Consider the following 26,140-nt stretch of genomic DNA (forward strand, 5'->3'; position numbering starts at 1 on the left):
GCCCTGAGCTGCAAGCAACAAGCTGCAAGCTTAACTCAGCCCGCAGCTTGTCGCTTGCAGCTCGGAGCTTGCCGCTCTACAGAATGTAGCGGGACAGGTCTTCGTTCTGCGCCAATTCGCCGAGGTGGCTGTTGACGTACTCGGCGTCGATCAGAATCGGCTTTTCATCGTGGGTGCTGGCGAGGTCGCCGGCACTGAACGACACCTCTTCGAGCAGACGCTCAAGCAGCGTGTGCAGGCGACGGGCGCCGATGTTCTCGGTCTTCTCGTTGACCTGCCAGGCGATCTCCGCCAGACGCTTGATGCCTTCCGGCTGGAACTGGATGTTCAGGCCTTCGGTTTTCAACAGCGCGCAGTATTGCTCGGTGAGCGATGCATGCGGTTCGCTGAGGATGCGTTCGAAGTCTTCCGGGCTCAGGGCCTTGAGTTCGACGCGGATCGGCAGACGACCCTGAAGTTCAGGCACCAGGTCGCTCGGCTTGCTCAGGTGGAACGCGCCGGACGCAATGAACAGGATGTGGTCAGTCTTGACCATGCCCAGCTTGGTGTTGACGGTGCAGCCTTCGATCAGCGGCAGCAGGTCGCGCTGTACGCCCTCACGGGACACATCGGCACCGCCGACATTGCCACGCTTGGCGACCTTGTCGATCTCGTCGATGAACACGATGCCGTGTTGTTCAACGGCTTCCAGCGCCTTGGCTTTCAGCTCTTCTTCGTTGACCAGACGCCCGGCTTCTTCGTCGCGCACCAGCTTCAGTGCTTCTTTGACCTTGAGCTTGCGCGCCTTCTTCTTGCCCTTGCCCATATTGGCGAACAGGGATTGCAGCTGGTTGGTCATCTCCTCCATGCCAGGCGGCGTGGCGATTTCGATGCCGGACACCTCGGCCACTTCGATCTCGATTTCCTTGTCATCGAGCTGACCTTCGCGCAGGCGCTTGCGGAACAGCTGACGGGTATTGGAGTCGGTGCTCGGCGCTTCTTCATTGCTAAAGCCCATGCGCGCCGGCGGCAGCAGTGCGTCGAGGATACGGTCCTCGGCAGCGTCTTCGGCGCGATGACGCACGCGAGTCATTTCCTGCTCGCGAAGCATCTTGATCGCGGCGTCGGCCAGATCACGGATGATCGATTCGACGTCACGGCCGACGTAGCCGACTTCGGTGAACTTGGTCGCTTCGACTTTGATGAACGGCGCGTTGGCCAGTTTCGCCAAACGACGGGCGATCTCGGTTTTACCGACACCGGTCGGGCCGATCATCAGGATGTTCTTCGGGGTCACTTCAACGCGCAGCTCTTCAGGCAGCTGCATGCGGCGCCAGCGGTTGCGCAAGGCAATCGCGACGGCGCGCTTGGCATCGTCCTGGCCGATGATATGGCGGTTGAGTTCGTGGACGATTTCGCGGGGAGTCATGGACATAGTAATTGACGGTCCTCAAGCAGAAACAAGCCGTGGCACAGGGCCGTATCAGGCTTCTTCAGCGAGATCCTGCTCCTCAATGGTCTGAGTGTGGTTGGTGAATACGCAGATGTCGGCAGCGATGCCCAGTGCGGTTTCGACGATTTCACGGGCCGACAGGTCGGTCTTTTTCAACAGCGCGCTGGCCGCAGCCTGGGCGTAACCGCCACCGGAACCCATGGCGATCAGGCCATTCTCGGGTTCGACCACGTCGCCGTTGCCGGTGATGATCAGGGATGCGTCCTTGTTGGCGACCGCGAGCATGGCTTCGAGGCGGCTCAGGGAGCGGTCGGTGCGCCATTCTTTGGCGAGTTCGACGGCGGCGCGGATCAGGTGGCCCTGATGTTTCTCGAGTTGGCCTTCGAAACGTTCGAACAGGGTAAAGGCGTCGGCGGTGGCACCGGCGAAACCGGCGATGACTTGGCCGTGGTACAGGCGACGCACCTTTTTGGCGTTGCCTTTCATCACGGTATTGCCGAGAGAAACCTGGCCGTCGCCGCCCATGACGACTTTGCCGTGGCGGCGGACTGAAACGATGGTGGTCAAGGGAAGAGTCTCCACGCAGCGGGGCGAAAATGCCTTATGCCCATTCATATGGGGGTGCTGGAGAGGATTTCAACCGGGGAGGGCAATGGGAGACGAATGGTGTGTGTTGACTGTGGCGAGGGGATTTATCGCCGTTCGGCTGCGAAGCAGTCGCCAAACCATCCTTCGCGGTGGGCCTGATGCTCCGCAATTGCTGGTTTTGGGGCCGCTTCGCGACCCAGCGGGGATAAATCCCCTCGCCACAGGGATTGTGGGCAACCAAAAAGTGAGGCGCCCACGGGAGGCAATCAGCGGCTCTGGCGTTGTTGTAACAACAGGTTGCTGAAGCCGGCGCCGGCCAGTTGTTTCTGGGCCGTGGTCAGTTGTTCGCGGTTGCTGAACGGGCCGACCAATACGCGGTACCAGGTCTCATCCTTCACGGTGCCGGACTCAACCGCCACGGCCTGGCCGAGCAGAATGATCTGTGCACGGACCTTGTCGGCATCCGCCTCTTTGCGGAACGAACCCGCCTGGAGGAAGAATTTGGTCACGGGCGCCGCTTTGCTCACGGGTGGCGCTGGCGGCGGGGTGATCCCGGCCAGTGCTGCCTGCGCGCGCGCGGTGTCGATCTTCGCCGCTTCCGCAGGGGTGACCGGCGTCGTCGGGATCGCCGGTACTTGCGGCGTCGGCAGGGTTTTCTCCGGCACGGCGTCCGGCGGCACGATCACTTCCGATTCCGGCAGCAAGGTGTAGAAGTCGTACTTCGGCTTCACCGGTTGCGTCGGGCTCGGCGGGGTCTTGTTGGCCTCGGCGATCTTCGACGCTTTCTGCTGCTGCGCCTGTTCGACCTTCTCGCGCTTGACCGTGTCGCTGCCCTTGCCCGGTTCCAGTTTCATCAGGAACACGATGAACGCACCGACCGTCAGGCCGATGGCCATCCACAGCCAACCCGGAATCGGTTGCTTCGCAGGAGCTTGGTAACGGCTGGCGCCACGCTTGGGTGCAGGTTTTTTCTTGGCAGCCAACTTACATACGCTCCAGAGTTTCCAGGCCCAACAGTTCCAGGCCTTGCTTGAGAGTACGACCGGTCAGCGCGGCCAGACGCAGACGGCTCTGCATCTGGGCCGGCGTTTCGGCGGCGAGGATCGGGCAGTTCTCGTAGAAGCTGGAGAACAGGCCGGCAACGTCGTACAGATAGGTGCAGAGAATGTGCGGCGTGCCTTTGTCGGACACGTTGTTCAGCACTTCGCCGAACTGCGCCAGTTTCGCCGCCAGCTCTTGCTCGTGTGCGGCTTCCAGCACGATCTGGCCATCGACTTCGCTGAAGTCCTTGCCCAGTTTGCGGAACACCCCGGCCACACGGGTATAGGCGTACAGCAGGTACGGCGCGGTATTGCCTTCGAAGTTGAGCATCAGGTCGAAGTTGAAGCTGTAGTCGCTGGTGCGGTGTTTCGACAGGTCGGCGTATTTCACCGCGCCGATACCGACGACCTTGGCGATGTTGCGCAGCTCGTCTTCGGCCAGTTCCGGGTTCTTTTCTTTCACCAGGTTGTAGGCACGTTCCTGCGCTTCGGTCAGCAGGTCGATCAGCTTCACGGTGCCGCCGTCACGGGTCTTGAACGGACGGCCATCGGCGCCGTTCATGGTGCCGAAGCCCATGTGCTCCATCTCCATCGGATGGGTGACAAAACCGGCCTTGCGCGCTACAGCGAACACTTGCTGGAAGTGCAGGGCCTGACGCTGATCGACGAAGTACAGCGCGCGGTCGGCCTTGAGCTTGCCGCTGCGGTAGCGCACAGCCGCCAGGTCAGTGGTGGCGTACAGGTAGCCGCCGTCGGCCTTGACGATGATCACCGGCAGCGGGTCGCCGTCGGCGTTCTTGAACTCGTCGAGGAACACGCACTGGGCACCGTTGCTCTCGACCAGCATGCCGGCGGCTTTCAGGTCGTTGACCACGTTGATCAGGTCGTCGTTGTAGGCGCTTTCGCCCATCACGTCGGCCATGGTCAGTTTGACGTTGAGCAGTTCGTAGATCTTCTGGCAGTGCGACAGCGAGATGTCCTTGAACTTGGTCCACAGTGCCAGGCACTCGGCGTCGCCGGCCTGCAGCTTGACCACCAGGCCACGGGCGCGGTCGGCGAACTCTTCGGACTCGTCGAAACGCTGCTTGGCGGCGCGGTAGAAGTTTTCCAGATCAGACAGCTCGTCGCTGGTGATCGGGTTTTCCTGCAGATAAGCCATCAACATGCCGAACTGGGTGCCCCAGTCGCCGACGTGGTTCTGGCGGATCACGTCGTCGCCGAGGAATTCCAGCACGCGGGCCACGCCGTCGCCGATGATGGTCGAGCGCAAGTGGCCGACGTGCATCTCTTTGGCCAGGTTCGGCGCCGACAGGTCAACCACGGTGCGCTGCGCCGGGCCGGCCTTGCGCACGCCGACGTGAGCGTCGGCCAGGGCGGCATCGAGACGATTGGCCAGGGCCTGGGTGTTCTGGAAGAAATTGATGAAGCCCGGACCGGCGATTTCGGCCTTGGTGACGTTTTCGTCGGCCGGCAGCGCGGCGATGATTTTTTCCGCCAGATCGCGCGGCTTCATGCCCGCAGGCTTGGCCAGCATCATGGCGATGTTGCTGGCGAAGTCGCCGTGGGTCTTGTCGCGGGCGTTCTCCACCTGAATCGCCGGCGACAGGCCTTCAGGCAACACACCTTCGTTGACGAGTTGGGTGAGGGCTTGTTGGATCAGCTGGCGAATGGTGTCTTTCATGGTCTTCTCTTTCGACCGCAAGCGCGGCGGCGCATCAATGCGCGGGTGGAAAAACTGGGCATTATCCGTTGCGAAGACGGGCTTGCCAACCTTAGCAGGCCGCTTATGGATATGTGGTGACATCAAAGGCAAAAGATCGCAGTCTGCGGCAGCGATCTATTGAGCTTCAGTACAAATCGACCGGATCAACATCCAGCGACCAGCGCACCGCCCGCCCGCTCGGCATCTGCTCCAGCACCAGCAACCAACTGGCGAGCAACCGATGCAGGGGCGCCCGTGCTGTCGCCTGCAGCAACAACTGCGCGCGATAACGCCCGGCACGGCGCTCCATGGGTGCCGGCACTGGCCCGAGCAGTTCAATCCCGCTCAGATTCTGTTCGGCCAGCAAACGCTCGGCTTCGCTACACGCCTCATCGAGAAAGCCTTCCGCTTGCCCCGGTTTGTGCGCTTCGGCACGCAACAACGCCAGATGCGCAAACGGCGGCAACCCGGCGGCGCGGCGCTCGCTCAAGGCCTGTTCGGCGAAGGCGAAATAGCCCTGCTCGGTGAGTTGCACCAATAAAGGATGGTCAGCCAGGTGAGTCTGGATGATCACCTTGCCCGGCTCTTCCGCTCGCCCGGCACGCCCGGCCACCTGCACGATCAACTGCGCCATACGCTCACTGGCGCGGAAGTCGCCGGAGAACAGGCCGCCATCGGCATCGAGGATCGACACCAGCGTGACGCGCGGAAAATGGTGCCCCTTGGCCAGCATCTGCGTGCCGACCAGAATGCACGGCTGACCCTTCTGGATCGTCGCGAACAACTGATTCATCGCGTCCTTGCGCGAGGTGCTGTCGCGATCGACGCGCAGCACCGGGTAATCGGGAAACAGAATCGCCAGCCGCTCTTCGGCCCGCTCGGTGCCGGCGCCCACCGGGCGCAGATCGACCTTGTTGCACTTCGGGCACTGGCGCGGCGTGCGTTCGACATAACCGCAGTGATGGCAGCGCAATTCGCCGTAGCGTTGGTGCACGGTCATCCGCGCGTCACAGCGCGAACACTCGGACATCCAGCCGCAATCGTGGCACAGCAACGTCGGGGCGAAACCGCGACGGTTGAGGAACACCAGCACTTGCTGGCCATTGGCGAGGGTCTGGCCGATGGCTTGCTGCATCGGTCCGGAAATGCCGCTGTCCAGTGGACGGCTTTTTACATCCAGCCGCAAGAAACGGGGTTGCTTGGCACCGCCGGCACGTTCATTCAGGCGTAGGAGCCCATACCGTCCGGTGTAGGCGTTGTGCAGGCTTTCCAGCGAAGGCGTGGCGGAGCCGAGGACGATCGGGATGTTTTCCTGCCGTGCGCGTACCAGCGCCAGATCCCGGGCGTGGTAGCGCAAACCTTCCTGCTGCTTATAAGAGCCGTCGTGCTCTTCGTCGATGATGATCAGCCCCGGGTTCTTCATCGGGGTGAACAGCGCCGAGCGGGTGCCGATAATAATGTCGGCCTCGCCATCACGGGCCGCGAGCCAGGCGTCAAGGCGTTCGCGGTCGTTGACGGCCGAATGCAGCAAGGCGATGCGCGCATTGAAACGCTGTTCGAAGCGCGCCAGGGTTTGCGGGCCGAGGTTGATCTCCGGGATCAGCACCAGCGCCTGTTTGCCGGCTTCGAGGGTTTCGCGGATCAGCTGTAAATAGACTTCGGTCTTGCCGCTGCCCGTGACCCCGGCCAGCAGAAAAGCGTGATAGCTGTCGAACCCGGCCCGGATCGCTTCGTAAGCGGCGCGTTGTTCGGTGTTGAGTGGCAACTCCGGCTGGGCCAGCCAGTGCTCATGACGAGCGCCGGGGGCGTGGCGCCGGATCTCCACTTGTACCAGGTTCTTCGCCAGCAGCAGGTCGAGGCTGTCTTTGCTCAGCATCAGTTTGCTCAACAACTGATGGGCCACACCGTGCGGGTGCTGCGCCAGTGTCGCCAGTGCTTCACGCTGGCGCGGGGCGCGGGCGATGCGCGGATCATCGAGGCTGGCGCCAGGTACGACCGACCAGAAGCGCTCCTGACGGGCCTCGGCCAGTTCGCCCTGGCGCAGTAATACCGGCAGGGCCCAGCTCAAGGTGTCGCCGAGGCTGTGCTGGTAATACTGCGACGTCCACAGGCACAGCTTGAACAGTGCTGGCGGCAACGGCGGCTCGGCATCAAGCAGGGCCAGCGCCGGTTTGAGTTTTTCTGCCGGTACTTCGCTGGTGTCGGTGATCTCGACCAGAATCCCGATCATCTCCCGTCGCCCGAACGGCACCCGCAGGCGCATGCCCGGTTGCAACTGGGCGCGCAGCACGCCGGCCGGCGCCCGATAGTCGAACAGGCGGCGCAAGGGCGAAGGCAGGGCGAGGCGCAGAATGGCGTCGGGCACGCGGGGGGATCTCTATAAGCGCAAAATAAGGTAGTGAGCGCAGATCAATTGTGGGAGCGAGCTTGCTCGCGAACGCGGTGTGTCAGGCACTGAGTCATCAACTGGCACACCGCATTCGCGAGCAAGCTCGCTCCCACAGTGGAGTACGTTCAAGGCCGGGAGCCTAGCAGACGGTCGGTCTCAGGGACAGCTTGCGCGATTGACATTGTCTGGTAGAATCCGCGGCCTAATTACGTGCGGTATTCAACAATCGTGTTGGGTGGCGGCACGCTAGCTGAGGAAGACATCATGAAAGCTGATATCCACCCGAATTACCCAGAAATCGCTGTTACCTGCTCGTGCGGTAACAAGTTCGAAACTCGTTCGACCTTCGGCAAAGCCCTGGCGATCGACGTTTGCAACGAATGCCACCCGTTCTACACCGGTAAGCAGAAGACTCTGGACACCGGTGGTCGCGTTCAGAAGTTCGCCGACCGTTTCGGTGCTTTCGGCGCGAAAAAGGCCTAAGGCCCTTCATTCTGGAAAACCTCAGCGGCTTTTCCGGTCTGATGAAAAAGGCGTCCCTTGCGGGCGCCTTTTTTGTGTCCGCGATTTGGCTTTCCGGGGCTCAGGCCTTCTGCCCGGCGCCTGTGGGAGTGCCGAGCGTCGCCGTACAGCGCGTCGTTGATGGTGACACGGTGCGCCTGAGCGATGGCCGCAGTGTGCGCATGATCGGCCTCAACACGCCGGAATTGGGCAAGCAGGGTCGCAGCGATGAACCTTTTGCCGTGGCGGCACGCCAGCGTCTGCAAGCGTTGATTGATGACAGTGGCGGACAAGTCGTTGTGCTCCCCGGCAAGCAAGCAAAAGACCATTACGGGCGTACGCTCGCCCACCTCTATAACGTCAGCGGCGCCAACCTTGAGGCGCAAATGCTGGCTGACGGTCTTGGCTTCCAGGTCGCGGTAGCGCCGAATGTCGATCTTGTTGCCTGTCAGCAGGCTGCCGAACGCAGTGCGCGACAGGCTGGCCGAGGCCTTTGGCGGCAGTCGCCTGTACTGAAAGCGGAGCAGATCCAGCGCTCGGGTTTCGCCGTGCTCAGCGGTCGTGTGAGCAAGGTGCAGCGCAATCGGGGCGGAATCTGGATCGAGTTGCAGGGCGCCGTTGTATTGCGTGTTGCACCCAATCTCGTCGGACAATTCGACATGGCGCGCTTGCAAGCGCTGCAGGGCAGGCAGATCGAGGCCCGGGGCTGGGTGGTCGACCGTTCGCGGCGCGGTGGATTGCAGGCGGGCCAGCCGCGCTGGCTGCTTCCGTTGACCGATCCGGCCATGATGCGCAGTTCTCGCTGAAGAAAAGTTGTAGACATTTTTTCTGTCGATTGTGAACAGTCCAGCCCTTGTGCGCCGTGGCTCTTGGCCCAAAGTCGTAGGACAGGGCGCTTGACAGGGGTGACTGCTCAGTCTTGTGGGGACTTTGCGAGGCGCGTATCCTCGCTGACCAGTCTGTCCAACAGTAAAAAGCGGAATGCCAAAATGTCTGATCTGAAAACTGCCGCTCTCGAATATCATGCCAATCCTCGTCCAGGGAAGCTGAGTGTCGAGCTCACCAAGGCCACTGCTACCGCCCGCGACCTGTCGCTGGCCTACAGCCCCGGCGTAGCTGAACCAGTGCGTGAGATCGCTCGCGATCCTGAACTGGCCTACAAATACACCGGCAAGGGCAACCTGGTTGCAGTCATTTCCGATGGCACCGCGATTCTGGGTCTGGGTAACCTCGGCCCGCTGGCTTCCAAGCCGGTAATGGAAGGTAAAGGCGTACTGTTCAAGCGCTTCGCCGGTATCGACGTGTTCGACATCGAAGTCGACTCCGAAAGCCCGCAAGCCTTCATCGACACCGTTAAACGCATCTCCATCACCTTCGGTGGCATCAACCTGGAAGACATCAAGGCACCTGAGTGCTTCGAGATCGAACGTGCTCTGATCGAGCAGTGCGACATTCCGGTATTCCACGATGACCAGCACGGCACCGCGATCGTGACCGCTGCGGGCATGATCAACGCCCTGGAAATCGCCGGCAAAACCCTGCCGGAAGCGAAGATCGTCTGCCTCGGTGCTGGCGCTGCGGCCATCTCCTGCATGAAGTTGCTGGTGAGCATGGGCGCAAAAATCGAAAACATCTTCATGGTTGACCGTACCGGCGTGATCCACTCCGGCCGTGACGACCTGAACCAGTACAAAGCGGTATTCGCTCACGCCACCGACAAGCGCAGCCTGGCTGATGCTCTGAAAGGCGCTGACGTGTTCGTCGGTCTGTCCGGCCCGAACCTGCTGAGCGCTGAAGGCCTGCTGTCGATGGCGGCCAACCCGATCGTCTTCGCCTGCTCGAACCCGGATCCGGAAATCTCCCCGGAACTGGCACACGCTACCCGCAGCGATGTGATCATGGCCACCGGTCGTTCCGACTACCCGAACCAGGTCAACAACGTACTGGGCTTCCCGTTCATCTTCCGTGGTGCCCTGGACGTTCGCGCCAAGCGCATCAACGAAGAAATGAAAGTGGCCGCGGCCAACGCCCTGCGTGAACTGGCCAAACTGCCAGTGCCGCAAGACGTGTGCGATGCCTACGGTGGTGCCCCGCTGGAATTCGGTCGTGAGTACATCATTCCGAAGCCAATGGACAAGCGCCTGATCACCCTGATCTCCGACGCTGTGGCCAAAGCCGCGATCGAGACCGGTGTGGCCACCCTGCCGTATCCGAAGAACTACCCGCTGAAAAGCGTGGATGACGTGTTCAACGGCTAAGTCGTTGTAACGCTTCAAACAAAAGCCCCGGCTTGTGAGAGTCGGGGCTTTTTTTATGCCTGAAGATCAAGAGCCCCTCACCCTAGCCCTCTCCCGGAGGGAGAGGGACTGATGGGGGGATGCTCCAGAGTTGCGCCGACCTGAAAGTGCTGGGCCGAATCCATAATCGACACCACACTTTCAGGTCAGTGTATGACCCCAGACAACTCGGTCAGTCCCCTCTCCCTCCGGGAGGGAGAGGGGACTGATTGGGGGATGCTCCAGACTTGCGCCGACCTGAAAGTGCTGTGCTGAATCCATAGTCGATACCACACTTTCAGGTCGGTGCATGACCCCAGACAACTCGGTCAGTCCCCTCTCCCTCCGGGAGAGGGCTAGGGTGAGGGGCTCTTGATCTTCAGGCATAAAAAAAGCCCCGCGCTTCTCACGAAGGCGGGGCTTTTCAGTGACGGTGGATCAGAACAAATCGATCGGCGCCTGTTCATCAGCCGGCAGCGGGCTGCCCGGTACGGTGCCGTTGCCCAGTTCATTCACCGAGGGCGGCGTGTCTTCCGACTTGAACAGCTCGAAGTAAGCGCCCGGCGTGCTCGGTGTCGCCGCACGACCGCTGACCGGATCCACCCGCAGGCTGAGGATGCCTTCCGGCTCGGGCTGCACGTGTGGCGGCTTGTCCTTGAGCGCAGCCGACATGTAGTTCATCCAGATCGGCAGCGCCACGGTGCCGCCGAACTCGCGGCGACCGAGGCTTTCCGGCTGGTCGAAACCGGTCCACACCGTGGTCACGTAATCGGCGTTGTAACCGGAGAACCAGGCATCTTTCGATTCGTTGGTGGTACCGGTTTTACCGGCGATATCGCTGCGACCCATGGCCAGCGCGCGGCGGCCAGTGCCGAGCTTGATCACGTCCTGCAGCATGCTGTTGAGAATGTACGTGGTGCGACCATCGACGATCCGCTCAGCCACTGCCGGCGCTTGTGGTGCTGCGGCCGCGCCCGGGACTTCACCCGGCGCCGGTGCCGCATTGACGGTGATCTGCTGAGACGCCGGCGCGGCAAAGCCATCTGTGGCCGACACACCCTGCGGCACGGTCGGCGGATTGGCGGCGAACAGCGTGTCGCCGTTGCGACTTTCAATCTTGTCGATGATGTACGGGGTGATCTTGAAGCCGCCGTTGGCGAAAGTGCTCCAGCCAGTCGCGATTTCCATCGGCGTCAGCGTCGCGGTACCCAGCGCCAGCGAGAGGTTCGGCGGCAGGTCCTGCTTGTTGAAACCGAAGCGGGTGATGTAGTCGATGGTCTTGCCCACGCCCATCGCCTGCAGCAGGCGGATCGACACCAGGTTACGTGACTTGTACAGCGCTTCGCGCAGGCGGATCGGGCCGAGGAAGGTGTTGGTGTCGTTCTTTGGCCGCCAGACCTTGTCCAGGTACTCGTCGACGAACACGATCGGGGCGTCGTTGACCAGCGTGGCAGCGGTGTAGCCACTGTCCAGCGCGGCACTGTAGACGAACGGCTTGAAGCTCGAACCCGGCTGACGCTTGGCCTGCAGGGCGCGGTTGTAGTTGCTCTGTTCGAATGCAAAGCCGCCGACCAGCGAGCGGATCGCGCCGTTCTGCGGGTCCAGCGACACCAGGGCGCCTTGCGCCTGCGGGATCTGGCTGAACTTCAGCGAATTGTCCTTCTGGCGCTGTACGCGAACCAGATCACCGATCTGTGCCACATCCGACGGCTGGCGCGGGGCCGCGCCCATGCTGTTGGTATTGAGGAACGGCCGCGCCCACTTCATGGTGTCCCAGGCGACGTGTTCTTCGCCGGTACGGGTCAGCACTTGCAGGCCATTTTTCTCGACCTGGGTGACGATGGCCGGTTCGAGGCTGCTGATGGTGCGCTGCTTGGTCAGCTCGCTGGCCCAGGCTTCGCGGGTCTTGCCCGGCAGGCGCGATTCGGGGCCACGGTAGCCGTGACGCTGGTCGTAGGTCATCAAACCTTCGTGCAGCGCGGTGTTGGCCATTTCCTGCAGGTTGCTTGGCACCGTGGTGGTGACGCGGAAACCTTCGGTGTAAGCGTCGCTGCCATAACGGCCGACCATTTCGGCGCGGGCCATTTCGGCGATGTACGGCGCGTTCACTTCCGGGGTCGGCACGTGATAGCTGGCGTTCAGCGGTTCGTTGATCGCGGCGGTGTAGTCAGCCTCGGAAATCTTGCCGAGCTTGTACATGCGCCCAAGGATCCAGTCGCGACGTTCCTTGCTGCGCGCCGGGTTGGCCAGCGGGTTGAAGCGTGACGGGGCTTTCGGCAGCCCGGCGATCATCGCCATCTGCGCCAGGCTGACGTCGCGGATCGACTTGCCGTAATACACCTGCGCTGCGGCCTCGATGCCGTAGGCGCGGTTGCCCAGATAGATTTTGTTCACGTACAGCTCAAGGATCTCGTCCTTGGTCAGCTGCCGTTCGATTTGCAGGGCCAGCAGGATTTCGGTGGTTTTGCGCGAGAAGCTGCGCTCACTGGTCAGGAAGAAGTTCTTTGCCACCTGCATGGTGATGGTGCTGCCGCCGGACTGAATGTGTCCGCTTTTGACCAGTTGGGTCGCGGCGCGCATCAGGCTGCTCGGATCGACGCCATAGTGGTTGGCGAAATTGTCGTCTTCAGCACTTAGTAACGCATTAATGAAATTGGGGGGAATGTCGGCGAAACGGATCGGAGTCCGGCGCATTTCGCCAAATTCTGCGATCAACTTGTTGTCGCTGCTGTAAACCCGCAGTGGAATCTGCAACTGAATGCTTCTCAGCGCCTCCACAGACGGCAAACCCGGACTAAGGTAAAGAAACGCGCCGCTGAGACCTAAAAGCAGTCCGCAGAAAACGGCGACGATGGACCAACCGAAAAATTTCAGCAGACGAATCAAGGCGTTTGGACATCCAGGGCAAAGAATGAATTTGGCGACGGGGTTCCGGCTACACACGGAACGGACCGCGCTGGCAGTAAAAAGCAGAAAAAAACGCTGGGCATTATAAGCACTTTTCTGCTGGGGGCGTCATTTGCGCTTCTGTCAAGACGGGGTGAAGGAACGCAAAGCGTATTACAGAGTCCGTAACTCACGGAAAGTCATAGGGAATTGGTAGTGCTGGGACTCTTCAATAAAAAGGCCAATACGTTACTGGGGATCGACATCAGCTCCACTTCGGTCAAGTTGCTGGAACTGAGCCGTCAGGGTGATCGCTACCGGGTCGAAGCGTACGCGGTGGAGCCGTTGCCAGCGAATGCCGTGGTCGAAAAAAACATCGCCGAACTCGAAGGCGTTGGGCACGCCCTGAGCCGGGTGCTGGTCAAGGCGCGCACCGGGCTCAAGAGCGTGGCCGTGGCCGTGGCCGGTTCAGCGGTGATAACCAAGATCATCGAAATGGATGCCGGACTGTCCGACGACGAACTGGAAAACCAGCTCAAGATCGAGGCCGATCAATACATTCCCTACCCGCTGGACGAAGTGGCCATTGACTTCGAAGTCCAGGGCGTGTCCCCGCGCAATCCCGAGCGCGTCAGCGTGCTGCTCGCCGCCTGTCGCAAGGAAAACGTCGAAGTTCGCGAGGCGGCACTGGCCCTCGCCGGGCTGACGGCGCGCGTGGTGGATGTCGAGGCCTACGCGCTGGAGCGCTCGTTCGGCCTGCTTGCCACGCAACTGGCGGTGTCCCAGGAGCGTCTGACCGTGGCCGTGGTCGACATCGGCGCGACCATGACCACCCTCAGCGTCCTGCACAACGGCAAGATCATCTACACCCGCGAGCAATTGTTCGGCGGCCGGCAACTGACCGAGGAAATCCAGCGGCGTTACGGGCTGACGGTCGAACAGGCCGGGTTGGCGAAAAAGCAGGGCGGACTGCCCGACGATTACGTCAGCGAGGTCTTGCAGCCGTTTCGCGAGGCACTGGTACAGCAGGTGTCGCGCTCGTTGCAGTTCTTTTTCGCTTCCGGCCAGTACAACGCGGTCGATCACATTTTATTGGCCGGCGGCACGGCGTCGGTGCCGGGCCTGGATCGTTTGATCGAGCAGCGCCTGAACACCCCGACCCAGGTCGCCAACCCGTTTTTCGACATGGCCCTGAGCAGCAAGGTCAACGCCGGCGCCCTGGCCAGTGATGCGCCGGCCCTGATGATTGCCTGCGGGCTCGCGCTGCGGAGTTTCGACTGATGGCGCGGATCAACCTTCTACCCTGGCGCGAGGAGCGCCGCGAAGAGCGGCGCAAACGCTTCCTGCTGGCACTGACCGGCGTGGTGGTCGGCTCGATCGGTGCCGTGTTTATCGCCGATCAGATCATCAGTGCGGCAATCGACCGGCAAATCACGCGCAACGACTACATCGGCAAACAGATCGCCGTCGTCGACGAACGGATCAAACAGATCAGTGAACTCAAGGCCCATCGCCAGCAACTGGTCGAGCGCATGCGCATCATCCAGGATCTGCAGGGCAACCGGCAGGTCAGCGGGCGGATCTTCGATCAGTTGGCGCGCACACTGCCCGACGGCGTGTATTTCACCAAGGTGAAAAGGCTCGGCAAGACCCTCTCCATCAGCGGCGCGGCAGAGTCGAACAACCGGGTGTCCGAGCTGATGCGCAATCTGGATGCGTCCGACTGGTTCGACGCACCGAGCCTGAATGAAGTCAAAGCCACCTCTGCCGATCAGGTGGAACAGTCCAATACCTTTGAACTGACTGTTCGTCAGACCCAGCCGAAAAATCTGGAGGACGACCAATGAAACCGTCCGAATGGCTGGACAGCCTGCGCAATATCGACTTCAACGACTTGGACACGAGCAACATCGGTTCCTGGCCTGGGGCTGTGAAAGCCATCACCGGGGTGCTGTTGATGGTGCTGGTGCTGGCGCTTGGTTATAACTTTTTCATCAGCGACATGGAGAGCCAACTCGAAGCCAGGCGCGAGGAGGAGACCACGCTCAAAGACCAGTTCGCCAGCAAGGCGCACCTGTCGGCAAACCTGGAGTTGTACACCCAGCAAATGAAGGAGATGGAGAACTCCTTCGGCGTGCTGTTGCGGCAATTGCCCAGTGACACTGAAGTCCCCGGTTTGCTGGAGGACATCACCCGTACCGGGCTGGGCAGCGGGCTGGAATTCGAAGAGATCAAACTGCTGCCGGAGGTGACGCAACCGTTCTACATCGAGTTGCCGATCCAGATCACCGTGACGGGCGCCTATCACGACCTGGCGACCTTCGTCAGCGGCGTGGCCGGCCTGCCGCGGATTGTCACCTTGCATGATTTCGAACTGGCGCCGGCCAGCCCCGAAGGCGGGCCGAAACTGCGCATGAGCATCCTCGCCAAGACCTACCGCTATAACGACAAGGGGCTGCAGAAATGACCCCGATTCGTAATCTGGTCTTGCCGGTGGCGCTGCTGGCCTTGAGCGGCTGCGGGGGCAGCAGTGACTTCAGCGACCTCGACGCCTACATGAATGAAGTGCGCCTGCGCCCGCCGGGCAAGATTGAACCAACGCCGACATTCCGGTCTTACCCCACATTCACCTACAGCGCTGCCAATCTGCGCAGTCCGTTTTCCCGTCAGGTGCGGGTCGACCTGGCGGGACAGAAGCAGGGTTCGCGCAACGTCAAACCCGACCCCAATCGGGTCAAGCAATACCTCGAAGGTTTCAACATCGAGCAGTTCGAGATGGTCGGCACCATTGCCAATGCCTCTGGCTCTTTTGCGCTGTTGCGCGGGGCGGGCGGTGTGCATCGGTTGAAGGTCGGCGATTACCTGGGGCGCAACGACGGCCGCATCGTGGCCATCAGCGCGACCCAGGTCGATGTGGTCGAAATCGTTCCCGACGGTCAGGGCGCCTGGCTGGAACGACCACGCACCATTCCTTTGAAAGAGCACTCATAGTGGAAGTCGAACAATGAACAGGATTTTCTCCACCCTCGGTTTTTCGCTATGGATAGCGCTGATGTCGCCGATGGTACTCGCTGCCAACCTGAAGGCGCTCGACGTGGCGGCATTGCCGGGCGACCGCGTCGAACTGAAGTTGTCGTTCGACGGCCCGCCACCGCAGCCCAAGGGCTACACCACCGAGTCGCCGGCGCGCATCGCTGTGGATTTGCCCGGTGTCGCCAGTCAGTTGGCGAGCAAAAATTTCGATCTGGGCAGTGGCAATGCGCGCACTGCCACGGTGGTCGAGGCCAAGGACCGGACGCGGCTGATCGTCAGCCTCACGCAGTTGGCGCCCTATAACACGCGAGTGGAGGGCAATACTCTGTACGTGGTGGTCGGCCAGGGCGCGCCGGCTGCTGCCCCCCGTCCCGCAGCCGCCGTACCCCGTGCGACGACCGTCGCTGCTGCTCCGGCCAAGGCCTTCGTGGCGAAAACCCGCACGATACGCGGTGTCGATTTCCAGCGCGGTACGGCGGGCGAGGGCAATGTGGTCATCGACCTGTCCGACCCGACCATTGCCCCGGATATCCAGGAGCATGACGGCAAGATCATCCTCAGCTTCGCCCGTACTCAGTTGCCGGAGAAACTGCGAGTACGGCTCGACGTCAAGGATTTCGCCACGCCGGTGCAGTACGTCAATGCCGGGGTGAGCGGTGATCGCACGGTGGTCACCGTCGAACCCGGCGGCACTTACGAGTATTCGACTTTCCAGACCGACAACAAACTGACCGTCAGCGTCCGCCCGATGACGGTCGACGATCTGCAAAAGCGTAATGCCGACCGCAACAGCTACGTCGGCGAAAAGCTCTCGTTGAACTTCCAGGACATCGACGTGCGCTCGGTACTGCAATTGATCGCCGACTTCACCAACCTCAACCTGGTCGCCAGCGACACGGTGCAGGGCGGTATCACCTTGCGCCTGCAGAACGTGCCGTGGGATCAGGCGCTGGATCTGGTGCTGAAAACCAAGGGGCTGGATAAACGCAAGATCGGCAATGTGCTGCTGGTGGCACCCGCTGATGAAATCGCCGCCCGTGAGCGCCAGGAACTGGAGTCGCAGAAGCAGATCGCCGAACTGGCGCCGTTGCGCCGCGAACTGCTGCAAGTGAATTACGCCAAGGCGGCCGACATCGCCAAACTGTTCCAGTCGGTGACCAGCGCCGAAGCGAAAGTCGATGAGCGTGGCTCGATCACGGTCGATGAGCGCACCAACAACATCATTGCCTACCAGACCCAGGATCGCCTCGACGAACTGCGGCGGATCGTGGCGCAGCTGGATATCCCGGTACGCCAGGTGATGATCGAGGCGCGGATCGTCGAGGCCAACGTCGATTACGACAAGAGCCTGGGCGTGCGCTGGGGCGGTTCGATCCAGAACAAGGGCAACTGGAACACGTCCGGGGTCAGTAACGGCAACTCCACCACCATTGGCACGCCGGGCAGCACCAGCACCAACTCGCCGTTCGTCGACATGGGCACGGTCGGCAACACGTCCGGGATCGGCATTGCGTTCATCACCGATAATGTATTGCTCGATCTTGAGCTGACAGCGATGGAAAAAACCGGCAACGGCGAAATTGTCTCCCAGCCGAAGGTGGTCACCTCCGACAAGGAGACCGCGAAGATCCTCAAGGGCACCGAGATTCCGTACCAGGAAGCCAGCTCCAGCGGGGCGACGTCGGTGTCGTTCAAGGAGGCTTCGCTGTCGCTGGAGGTGACGCCGCAGATCACGCCCGACAACCGCATCATCATGGAAGTGAAGGTCACCAAGGACGAACCGGACTACCTGAACAAAGTGCAGGATGTACCGCCGATCAAGAAAAACGAGGTCAACGCCAAAGTACTGGTGAATGACGGCGAAACCATCGTGATTGGGGGTGTTTTCTCAAATACTCAAAGCAAGGTTGTAGATAAGGTGCCATTTCTTGGCGATGTGCCGTATCTTGGCCGCCTTTTCCGGCGTGATGTGGTTTCGGAGAAAAAATCCGAGCTGCTGGTATTTCTCACTCCGCGTATCATGAATAACCAGGCGATTGCTGTGAGTCGTTGATTCTGTGCGAAATTTGATTCTTGTAGGACCGATGGGCGCTGGCAAAAGCACCATCGGCCGGTTGCTGGCCAAAGAGCTGCGCCTGCCGTTCAAAGATTCCGACAAGGAAATTGAACTGCGCACGGGCGCCAATATCCCGTGGATCTTCGACAAGGAAGGCGAGCCCGGCTTTCGTGACCGTGAGCAGGCGATGATCGCCGAGCTGTGCGCGTTCGACGGCGTGGTGCTGGCCACCGGCGGCGGCGCGGTGATGCGTGATGCCAATCGCAAGGCCCTGCATGAGGGTGGGCGAGTGGTGTATCTGCATGCCTCCGTCGAACAGCAAGTGGGCCGCACCTCGCGTGATCGCAATCGGCCGTTGCTGCGCACCGCCGATCCGGCGAAAACCCTGCGTGACCTCCTCGCGATCCGTGATCCGCTTTATCGGGAAATCGCCGATCTGGTGGTGGAAACCGACGAACGGCCACCACGCATGGTGGTGCTCGACATTCTTGATCGCCTCGCGCAGCTTCCACCCCGTTAAAGCATCGCCCGAAATGCGCTATCCTCGGCGTCCTGTCACAGCCCGCCGAGGTTGTGGCGGATGGCGTGCGAGCGGCGTCATACCCGCTACAGGCCGCAGACAACCAATAATTCAGGGCAGGACGCCTGCTTCCATCTTCACTGTGGGGACACATGCAGACACTCAAGGTCGATCTAGGCGAGCGCAGCTACCCGATTCATATTGGCGAAGGTTTGTTGGATCAGCCCGAGCTGCTGGCTCCGCATATCCACGGGCGGCAAGTGGCAATCATCTCCAACGAAACCGTTGCGCCGCTCTATCTCGAACGTCTGACCCGCAGCCTGGCGCAGTTCTCGGTGATCTCGGTGGTGTTGCCGGACGGCGAAGCCTTCAAAAACTGGGAAACCCTGCAACTGATCTTCGACGGTCTGCTGACCGCTCGTCATGACCGCCGCACCACAGTGATTGCCCTCGGCGGCGGTGTTATCGGTGACATGGCCGGTTTCGCTGCGGCCTGTTACCAGCGCGGTGTCGATTTCATCCAGATCCCGACCACTTTGCTGTCCCAGGTCGATTCGTCGGTGGGCGGCAAGACCGGTATCAACCATCCGCTGGGCAAGAACATGGTCGGCGCGTTCTATCAGCCGAACGTGGTGCTGATCGATACCGCGTCCCTGAAAACCCTGCCGGCGCGTGAGCTGTCGGCCGGGCTGGCGGAAGTCATCAAGTACGGCCTGATCTGCGACGAGCCGTTCCTGACCTGGCTCGAAGACAACGTCGACGCCCTCCGCGCGCTGGACCAGAAAGCCCTGACTTATGCGATCGAGCGCTCGTGCGCAGCCAAGGCTGCGGTGGTCGGCGCCGATGAGAAGGAAACCGGCGTGCGCGCCACGCTCAACCTCGGTCATACCTTCGGCCACGCCATCGAGACCCACATGGGCTATGGTGTCTGGTTGCATGGGGAAGCGGTCGCGGCTGGCACCGTGATGGCGCTGGAGATGTCGGCGCGTCTGGGCTGGATCAGCGAACAGGAGCGTGATCGCGGCATTCGTCTGTTCCAGCGGGCCGGTCTGCCGGTGATTCCGCCGGAAGAAATGACCGAAGCCGATTTTCTCGAACACATGGCAATCGACAAAAAAGTGATCGACGGTCGTCTGCGCCTGGTGCTGCTGCGCCGGATGGGCGAAGCGGTAGTGACCGCCGATTATCCGAAAGAGGTTTTACAGGCCACGCTGGGAGCGGACTACCGCGCCCTGGCTCAGCTTAAAGGTTAATAAGATTCCGATGACTAGTTTGCATGCCGACGAGGCGTTTCTCGGCCATTTCCAGTTAAGTCACGACCCGTTCGCGCCACGGGTGCCGGGCTTCAAATTCTTCCCGGCCCAGCGCAAGCCGGTGCTCGGGCAGCTGCATCATCTGGCCCGTTACAGCCAGTTGCTGCTGGTGGTCACTGGCCCACAGGGCAGCGGCAAGACATTGCTGCGCCAGGCGCTGGTCGCCAGCACCAACAAGCAATCGGTGCAAAGCGTGGTCGTTTCCGCCCGTGGCGCCGGAGATGCTGCAGGCCTGTTGCGTCAGGTGGCTCAGGCGCTGGACGTGGCACAAGCCGACGTCGGCGCGATTCTGGCGCAAGTGGTTCAGCTCGCACTGACCGGCCAGGAAGTCTACTTGCTGGTGGATGACGCCGAGCAGCTCGACGAATCCGCCCTTGAAGCCCTGATGGCGCTGGGTGCCGGGGCTCCGGAAGGTCGCCCGCACGTGTTCCTGTTCGGCGAGTCGTCGCTGATCGCGCAACTCGAGGCCTTGCAACTCGAAGAAGAGCGTTTCCACGTCATCGAGTTGCAGCCGTACACCGAAGAAGAGACCCGCGAGTATCTTGACCAACGGCTGGAAGGTGCCGGCCGGGGTGTCGAACTTTTCACCGCAGATCAGATCTCTGATATTCACGAAAGTGCCGAGGGTTGGCCGGGCAACATCAACCAGGTCGCTCGCGATGCTCTGATCGAAGTCATGATTGCCAGCCGCTCTGCGGTCAAGCGTCCAAGTATGGGGTTCAACATGCCGAAGAAACACGTATTGGCGATTTCCGCCGTCGTTGTGGTCGCGGTCGCCGCTGCCTGGCTGATGCCGGGTCGCAACAAGGCGCCAACCACCGGCGCTCCTGCCAATGAACAGGCACAGTTGCCATTGGGGCAGGGTGCCAATGGCGGCGCGCCGAACGTCGAGTTCGCCGGCAATACGCAGCCGATGCCGTTGCCGCTGGTCGGCAACTCGCAACCGGTGATGCGTGGTCCGTTGGCTGAAGCCGCGGGTGGCATCACTGAAGGTGACGACGGCGTGCCGGTCGAAGGCTCCAGCGCGACGCCGCCGACCGTCACCACTTCCGCACCGCCTGCGGGTGTTCCGGCAGGTCCCGCGCCAACGCCGGTGCCTGTCCCGGCGGCCAAGCCTGCTCCGGCGCCGACTCAGGTCGCCACTGCGAAGCCTGCTCCGGCAGCGCCAGCGGCGAAACCGGCTCCTGCGCCGGCCAAGCCTGTAGCGGCCGCCAAACCGGCCGAGAAGCCGGTTACCGTGGCCAAAGCAGCCGGTGGCAGTTGGTACGCCGGTCAGCCGACCAGCAACTACGTGGTGCAGATCCTCGGCACCAGCTCTGAAGCGGCCGCGCAAAACTTCGTCAAGGAGCAGGGCGGCGAGTACCGTTATTTCAAGAAAGTTCTCAACGGCAAGCCTCTCTACGTGATCACCTACGGCAACTTCGCCAATCGTGATGCAGCCGTTTCTGCCATCAAGGCCTTGCCAGCGAAGGTTCAGGCTGGTAAACCTTGGCCTCGCACTGTCGCCAGCGTCCAACAGGAACTGGCAACAACTCGCTGAAGATTCGGCGGCCTTACCCAGGCCGCCTCTCCAAGCACCTCAAAATTTCTACGAGTGCGCGCTTCCTTCCAGGTCGCGTGCCTTGTGGTGTCTGCGTCACAGTAGTCTTTGAGTCGTTGCGGTCAAAATTAAAAAAGTTTTGACTAGCACAGCAGATCGCTTTAAACCTTTCACAAATGCGACATGAATTTGCGACATTTCGTCGTCAAATTTGTGAGCCTCTGTGTCGCTGTGTACAATGACCACCCTTTTGCCCCCGCTAAGCCGGCGTACGTTCGGCGCAGGATGCAAGTGGTTGAATTGAAAAGAAATTTGCCTCGAAAAGAGGCAGCCTGGTGAGAAAGTGTCTATGAAAGCAGGTCTGTACCAACCAGATGAATTCAAGGATAACTGCGGTTTCGGCCTGATAGCCCATATGCAGGGCGAACCCAGTCATACCCTTTTGCAAACGGCCATCGAGGCCCTGACCTGCATGACCCACCGCGGTGGGATTAATGCCGACGGCAAGACCGGTGACGGTTGCGGTCTGCTGATTCAAAAACCTGATGCGTTCCTGCGAGCCATTGCCCAGGAAGCCTTCAGTGTCGAATTGCCCAAGCAATACGCGGTGGGCATGGTTTTCTTCAACCAGGATCCGGTCAAGGCCGAAGCCGCTCGCGAGAACATGAATCGCGAGATCCTCGCTGAAGGCCTGCAACTGATCGGCTGGCGCAAAGTGCCAATCGACACCAGCGTCCTCGGCCGCCTGGCCCTTGAGCGTCTGCCACAGATCGAGCAGGTGTACATCGGCGGCGAAGGCCTGAGCGATCAGGACATGGCGGTCAAGCTGTTCAGTGCCCGTCGTCGTTCGTCGGTGGCCAACGCCGCCGACACCGACCACTACATCTGCAGCTTTTCGCACAAGACCATCATCTATAAAGGCCTGATGATGCCGGCCGACCTGGCCGCGTTTTATCCAGACCTGAGTGACGAGCGCCTGCAAACCGCAATCTGCGTGTTCCACCAGCGCTTCTCCACCAACACCCTGCCGAAATGGCCGCTGGCTCAGCCATTCCGCTTCCTCGCCCACAACGGCGAGATCAACACCATTACCGGTAACCGCAACTGGGCCCAGGCCCGTCGGACCAAGTTCACCAACGATCTGATGGATCTGGAAGAGCTCGGCCCGCTGGTCAACCGTGTCGGTTCCGACTCCTCGAGCATGGACAACATGCTCGAACTGATGGTCACCGGTGGCATCGACCTGTTCCGTGGCGTGCGGATGATCATTCCGCCGGCGTGGCAGAACGTTGAAACCATGGACCCGGACCTGCGTGCGTTCTACGAGTACAACTCGATGCACATGGAGCCGTGGGACGGCCCGGCCGGCGTGGTCATGACCGACGGTCGCTACGCGGTGTGCCTGCTCGACCGTAACGGTCTGCGTCCGGCGCGCTGGGTCACCACCCAGAACGGTTTCATCACCCTCGCCTCGGAAATCGGCGTGTGGGACTACAAACCGGAAGACGTGATTGCCAAAGGTCGTGTCGGCCCTGGCCAGATCTTCGCCGTGGACACCGAAACCGGGCAGATCCTCGACACCGATGCGATCGACAACCGTCTGAAGTCCCGTCATCCGTACAAGCAATGGCTGCGCAAGAATGCCCTGCGTATTCAGGCAACCATGGAAGACAACGACCACGGTTCGGCGTTCTACGACGTCGATCAGCTCAAGCAATACATGAAGATGTATCAGGTCACGTTCGAAGAGCGCGATCAGGTCCTGCGTCCGCTCGGCGAACAAGGCTACGAAGCCGTGGGCTCGATGGGCGACGACACGCCGATGGCCGTGCTGTCGCAACGTGTGCGCACGCCGTACGACTACTTCCGCCAGCAGTTCGCGCAGGTCACCAACCCGCCGATCGACCCGCTGCGGGAAGCGATTGTGATGTCGCTGGAAATCTGCCTCGGTGCCGAGCGCAACATTTTCCAGGAATCGCCGGAACACGCCTCACGCGTGATCCTCAGCTCGCCAGTGATCTCGCCGGCCAAGTGGCGCTCGCTGATGAACCTCGACCGTCCGGGTTTCGAGCGGCAGATCATCGACCTCAACTACGAGGAAAGCGTCGGCCTCGAAGCGGCGATCCGCAACGTTGCCGATCAGGCCGAAGAAGCCGTGCGTGCCGGTCGTACCCAGATCGTTCTGAGCGACCGTCATATCGCGCCGGGCAAACTGCCGATCCACGCCTCGCTGGCCACCGGCGCGGTGCACCACCGCCTGACCGAAAAAGGCCTGCGCTGCGATTCCAACATCCTCGTTGAAACCGCCACCGCCCGTGACCCGCATCACTTTGCGGTGCTGATCGGCTTCGGCGCCTCGGCGGTGTATCCGTTCCTCGCCTACGAAGTGCTGGGTGACCTGATCCGTACCGGTGAAGTGCTGGGCGACCTCTACGAGGTGTTCAAGAACTACCGTAAAGGCATCACCAAAGGCCTGCTGAAGATCCTGTCGAAGATGGGCATCTCGACCATCGCTTCGTACCGTGGTGCGCAGCTGTTCGAGGCCATCGGCCTGTCCGAAGAAGTCTGCGAGCTGAGCTTCCGTGGCGTGCCGAGCCGCATCAAGGGTGCGCGTTTCGTCGACATCGAAGCCGAACAGAAAGCACTGGCCACCGAAGCCTGGAGTCCGCGCAAGCCGATCCAGCAGGGCGGTCTGCTGAAGTTCGTTCACGGTGGTGAATATCACGCGTACAACCCGGACGTGGTCAACACCCTGCAAGCCGCTGTGCAGCAGGGCGACTACGCCAAGTTCAAGGAATACACCTCGCTGGTGGACAACCGTCCGGTGTCGATGATCCGTGACCTGTTCAAGGTCAAGACCCTCGACACACCGCTGGACATCAGTGAAATCGAACCGCTGGAATCGGTGCTCAAGCGCTTTGACTCCGCCGGTATCTCGCTGGGTGCCCTGTCGCCGGAAGCGCACGAAGCGCTGGCCGAAGCCATGAACCGCCTCGGCGCGCGTTCCAACTCCGGCGAAGGCGGCGAAGATCCGGCGCGCTACGGCACCATCAAGAGCTCGAAAATCAAGCAGGTCGCGACTGGCCGTTTCGGTGTGACCCCGGAATACCTGGTCAACGCTGAAGTGCTGCAGATCAAGGTCGCCCAAGGCGCCAAACCGGGCGAAGGCGGGCAACTGCCGGGCGGCAAAGTGAACGGGCTGATCGCCAAGCTGCGTTACGCAGTGCCGGGTGTGACCCTGATTTCGCCGCCGCCGCACCACGACATCTATTCGATCGAAGACTTGTCGCAGCTGATCTTTGACCTGAAACAGGTCAACCCGAAGGCACTGGTGTCGGTGAAACTCGTGGCTGAAGCGGGCGTCGGCACCATCGCCGCCGGTGTGGCCAAGGCCTACGCTGACCTGATCACCATCTCCGGCTACGACGGTGGCACCGGCGCTTCGCCGCTGACCTCGATCAAATACGCGGGCGCACCGTGGGAACTCGGTCTGGCTGAAACCCACCAGACCCTGCGCGGCAACGACCTGCGCGGCAAAGTCCGGGTGCAGACCGACGGCGGCCTGAAAACCGGCCTCGATGTGATCAAGGCTGCCATCCTCGGCGCCGAAAGCTTCGGCTTCGGTACTGCGCCGATGATCGCCCTGGGCTGCAAATACCTGCGCATCTGCCACCTGAACAACTGCGCCACCGGCGTCGCAACGCAGAACGAGAAGCTGCGCAAGGATCACTACATCGGTACCGTCGACATGGTGGTGAATTTCTTCACCTACGTCGCCGAAGAAACCCGTGAGTGGCTGGCCAAGCTCGGCGTACGCTCCCTCGAAGAACTGATCGGTCGTACCGATCTGCTGGAAATCCTCGAAGGCCAGACCGCCAAGCAACATCACCTGGATCTGACCCCGCTGCTGGGCAGCGATCACATCCCGGCGGACAAACCGCAGTTCTGCGGCGTTGAGCGCAACCCGCCGTTCGACCAGGGCCTGCTGGCCGAGAAAATGGTCGAGATGGCCTCGTCGGCAATCAACGACCTCAGTGGTGCCGAGTTCGACCTGGATATCTGCAACTGCGACCGTTCGATCGGCGCACGGATCTCCGGCGAAATCGCCCGCAAGCACGGCAACCAGGGCATGGCGAAAGCGCCAATCACCTTCCGCTTCAAGGGCACTGCCGGGCAGAGCTTCGGCGTGTGGAACGCCGGCGGTCTGAACATGTACCTCGAAGGCGATGCCAACGACTACGTCGGCAAAGGCATGACCGGTGGCAAGCTGACCATCGTGCCGCCGAAGGGCAGCGTTTATAAGACTCAGGAAAGCGCCATCATCGGCAACACCTGCCTGTACGGCGCCACGGGCGGCAAGCTGTTCGCCGCCGGCACCGCAGGCGAGCGTTTTGCCGTGCGTAACTCCGGTGCCCACACGGTTGTGGAAGGCACTGGCGATCACTGCTGCGAGTACATGACCGGTGGTTTTGTCTGCGTTCTGGGCAAGACCGGTTACAACTTCGGCTCTGGCATGACCGGTGGTTTCGCCTACGTGCTCGACCAGGACAACACCTTCGTTGACCGGGTCAACCACGAACTGGTGGAAATCCAGCGGATCAGCGGCGAGGCGATGGAAGCCTATCGCAGCCACCTGCAAAACGTGCTGAACGAGTACGTCACCGAAACCGACAGCGAGTGGGGTCGTGAACTCGCCGAAAACCTCGATGACTACTTGCGCCGTTTCTGGCTGGTCAAACCTAAGGCGGCGAGCTTGAAATCTCTGCTCTCCAGTACTCGTGCGAGTCCGCAATAAAAGACGCAGCTGCAAGCGGCAAGTTACAAGCCGCAAGTTAACAGCAGTGCGCGATGTGCCTGCAGAGTG

The 26,140-nt window shown here is 61.2% G+C and carries 18 protein-coding genes; 12 read left to right on the plus strand and 6 right to left on the minus strand.

All coding sequences use genetic code 11. From position 1 onward, the window contains the following. Window positions 1–76 precede the first annotated feature (76 nt). The 5 genes from hslU to ACXX9E_RS07675 all read right to left on the minus strand — a co-directional run bounded on the left by hslU (window position 77) and on the right by ACXX9E_RS07675 (window position 7,127). Complete coding sequence (gene hslU, locus ACXX9E_RS07655; protein WP_123470740.1) at window positions 77–1,414, minus strand: ATP-dependent protease ATPase subunit HslU; 1,338 nt, start codon at window positions 1,412–1,414, stop codon at window positions 77–79. A gap of 48 nt (window positions 1,415–1,462) precedes the next feature. Further along, window positions 1,463–1,999: an ATP-dependent protease subunit HslV gene (gene hslV, locus ACXX9E_RS07660; RefSeq protein WP_003220875.1), complete on the minus strand. Its 537-nt coding sequence runs from the start codon at window positions 1,997–1,999 to the stop codon at window positions 1,463–1,465. Between the two features lie 287 nt (window positions 2,000–2,286). Next, window positions 2,287–3,003 carry an SPOR domain-containing protein gene (locus ACXX9E_RS07665; protein ID WP_123470742.1) on the minus strand — a complete coding sequence of 239 codons (717 nt, stop codon included), beginning with the start codon at window positions 3,001–3,003 and terminating at the stop codon, window positions 2,287–2,289. Between the two features lies 1 nt (window position 3,004). Further along, on the minus strand, window positions 3,005–4,741 hold the full coding sequence (gene argS, locus ACXX9E_RS07670) for an arginine--tRNA ligase (RefSeq protein ID WP_123470744.1): 1,737 nt from the start codon (window positions 4,739–4,741) through the stop codon (window positions 3,005–3,007). A gap of 166 nt (window positions 4,742–4,907) precedes the next feature. Then, window positions 4,908–7,127, minus strand: coding sequence for a primosomal protein N' (locus tag ACXX9E_RS07675; protein ID WP_458555248.1), 2,220 nt, complete (start codon window positions 7,125–7,127; stop codon window positions 4,908–4,910). Window positions 7,128–7,415: 288 nt separating this feature from the next. Between ACXX9E_RS07675 and rpmE the strand changes: the two genes are divergently transcribed. From rpmE to ACXX9E_RS07690, 3 genes are all read left to right on the plus strand, one after another. Further along, on the plus strand, window positions 7,416–7,634 hold the full coding sequence (gene rpmE, locus ACXX9E_RS07680; protein ID WP_123470748.1) for a 50S ribosomal protein L31: 219 nt from the start codon (window positions 7,416–7,418) through the stop codon (window positions 7,632–7,634). A gap of 41 nt (window positions 7,635–7,675) precedes the next feature. Next, window positions 7,676–8,458, plus strand: coding sequence for a thermonuclease family protein (locus tag ACXX9E_RS07685; protein ID WP_186746226.1), 783 nt, complete (start codon window positions 7,676–7,678; stop codon window positions 8,456–8,458). 183 nt (window positions 8,459–8,641) lie between these two features. Next, window positions 8,642–9,910, plus strand: a complete 1,269-nt coding sequence (locus ACXX9E_RS07690; RefSeq protein WP_003220889.1) for a malic enzyme-like NAD(P)-binding protein — start codon at window positions 8,642–8,644, stop codon at window positions 9,908–9,910. A gap of 456 nt (window positions 9,911–10,366) precedes the next feature. On the opposite strand, the gene ACXX9E_RS07695 is transcribed toward ACXX9E_RS07690, so the two are convergent. Then, window positions 10,367–12,811, minus strand: a complete 2,445-nt coding sequence (locus ACXX9E_RS07695) for a penicillin-binding protein 1A (protein ID WP_458556572.1) — start codon at window positions 12,809–12,811, stop codon at window positions 10,367–10,369. A gap of 219 nt (window positions 12,812–13,030) precedes the next feature. Between ACXX9E_RS07695 and ACXX9E_RS07700 the strand changes: the two genes are divergently transcribed. From ACXX9E_RS07700 to gltB, 9 genes are all read left to right on the plus strand, one after another. Beyond that, window positions 13,031–14,095, plus strand: coding sequence for a pilus assembly protein PilM (locus ACXX9E_RS07700; protein ID WP_123470753.1), 1,065 nt, complete (start codon window positions 13,031–13,033; stop codon window positions 14,093–14,095). After that, entirely contained in the window at window positions 14,095–14,661 is a 567-nt protein-coding gene (locus ACXX9E_RS07705) for a PilN domain-containing protein (RefSeq protein ID WP_128615714.1), read from the plus strand. The genes ACXX9E_RS07700 and ACXX9E_RS07705 overlap by 1 nt, the downstream gene beginning before the upstream one ends. Then, a complete protein-coding gene (pilO, locus tag ACXX9E_RS07710) occupies window positions 14,658–15,281 on the plus strand; it encodes a type 4a pilus biogenesis protein PilO (RefSeq protein WP_458555249.1) in 624 nt (207 codons plus the stop codon). The genes ACXX9E_RS07705 and pilO overlap by 4 nt, the downstream gene beginning before the upstream one ends. Further along, entirely contained in the window at window positions 15,278–15,805 is a 528-nt protein-coding gene (locus ACXX9E_RS07715; protein WP_123470758.1) for a pilus assembly protein PilP, read from the plus strand. Before pilO ends, ACXX9E_RS07715 begins: the two co-directional genes overlap by 4 nt. A gap of 13 nt (window positions 15,806–15,818) precedes the next feature. Continuing rightward, entirely contained in the window at window positions 15,819–17,900 is a 2,082-nt protein-coding gene (locus ACXX9E_RS07720; RefSeq protein WP_458555250.1) for a type IV pilus secretin PilQ, read from the plus strand. Window positions 17,901–17,904: 4 nt separating this feature from the next. Next, window positions 17,905–18,423 (plus strand): shikimate kinase AroK, encoded by a 519-nt coding sequence (aroK, locus tag ACXX9E_RS07725; protein WP_045122260.1) that lies wholly within the window; start codon window positions 17,905–17,907, stop codon window positions 18,421–18,423. Between the two features lie 152 nt (window positions 18,424–18,575). After that, window positions 18,576–19,676, plus strand: a complete 1,101-nt coding sequence (aroB, locus tag ACXX9E_RS07730; protein WP_123470762.1) for a 3-dehydroquinate synthase — start codon at window positions 18,576–18,578, stop codon at window positions 19,674–19,676. Between the two features lie 10 nt (window positions 19,677–19,686). Further along, window positions 19,687–21,276, plus strand: coding sequence for an AAA family ATPase (locus ACXX9E_RS07735; protein WP_123470763.1), 1,590 nt, complete (start codon window positions 19,687–19,689; stop codon window positions 21,274–21,276). Window positions 21,277–21,625: 349 nt separating this feature from the next. After that, entirely contained in the window at window positions 21,626–26,071 is a 4,446-nt protein-coding gene (gltB, locus tag ACXX9E_RS07740; protein ID WP_123470765.1) for a glutamate synthase large subunit, read from the plus strand. The last annotated feature ends 69 nt before the right edge of the window (window positions 26,072–26,140 follow it).

The sequence above is a fragment of the Pseudomonas sp. GNP014 genome, assembly GCF_054344005.1.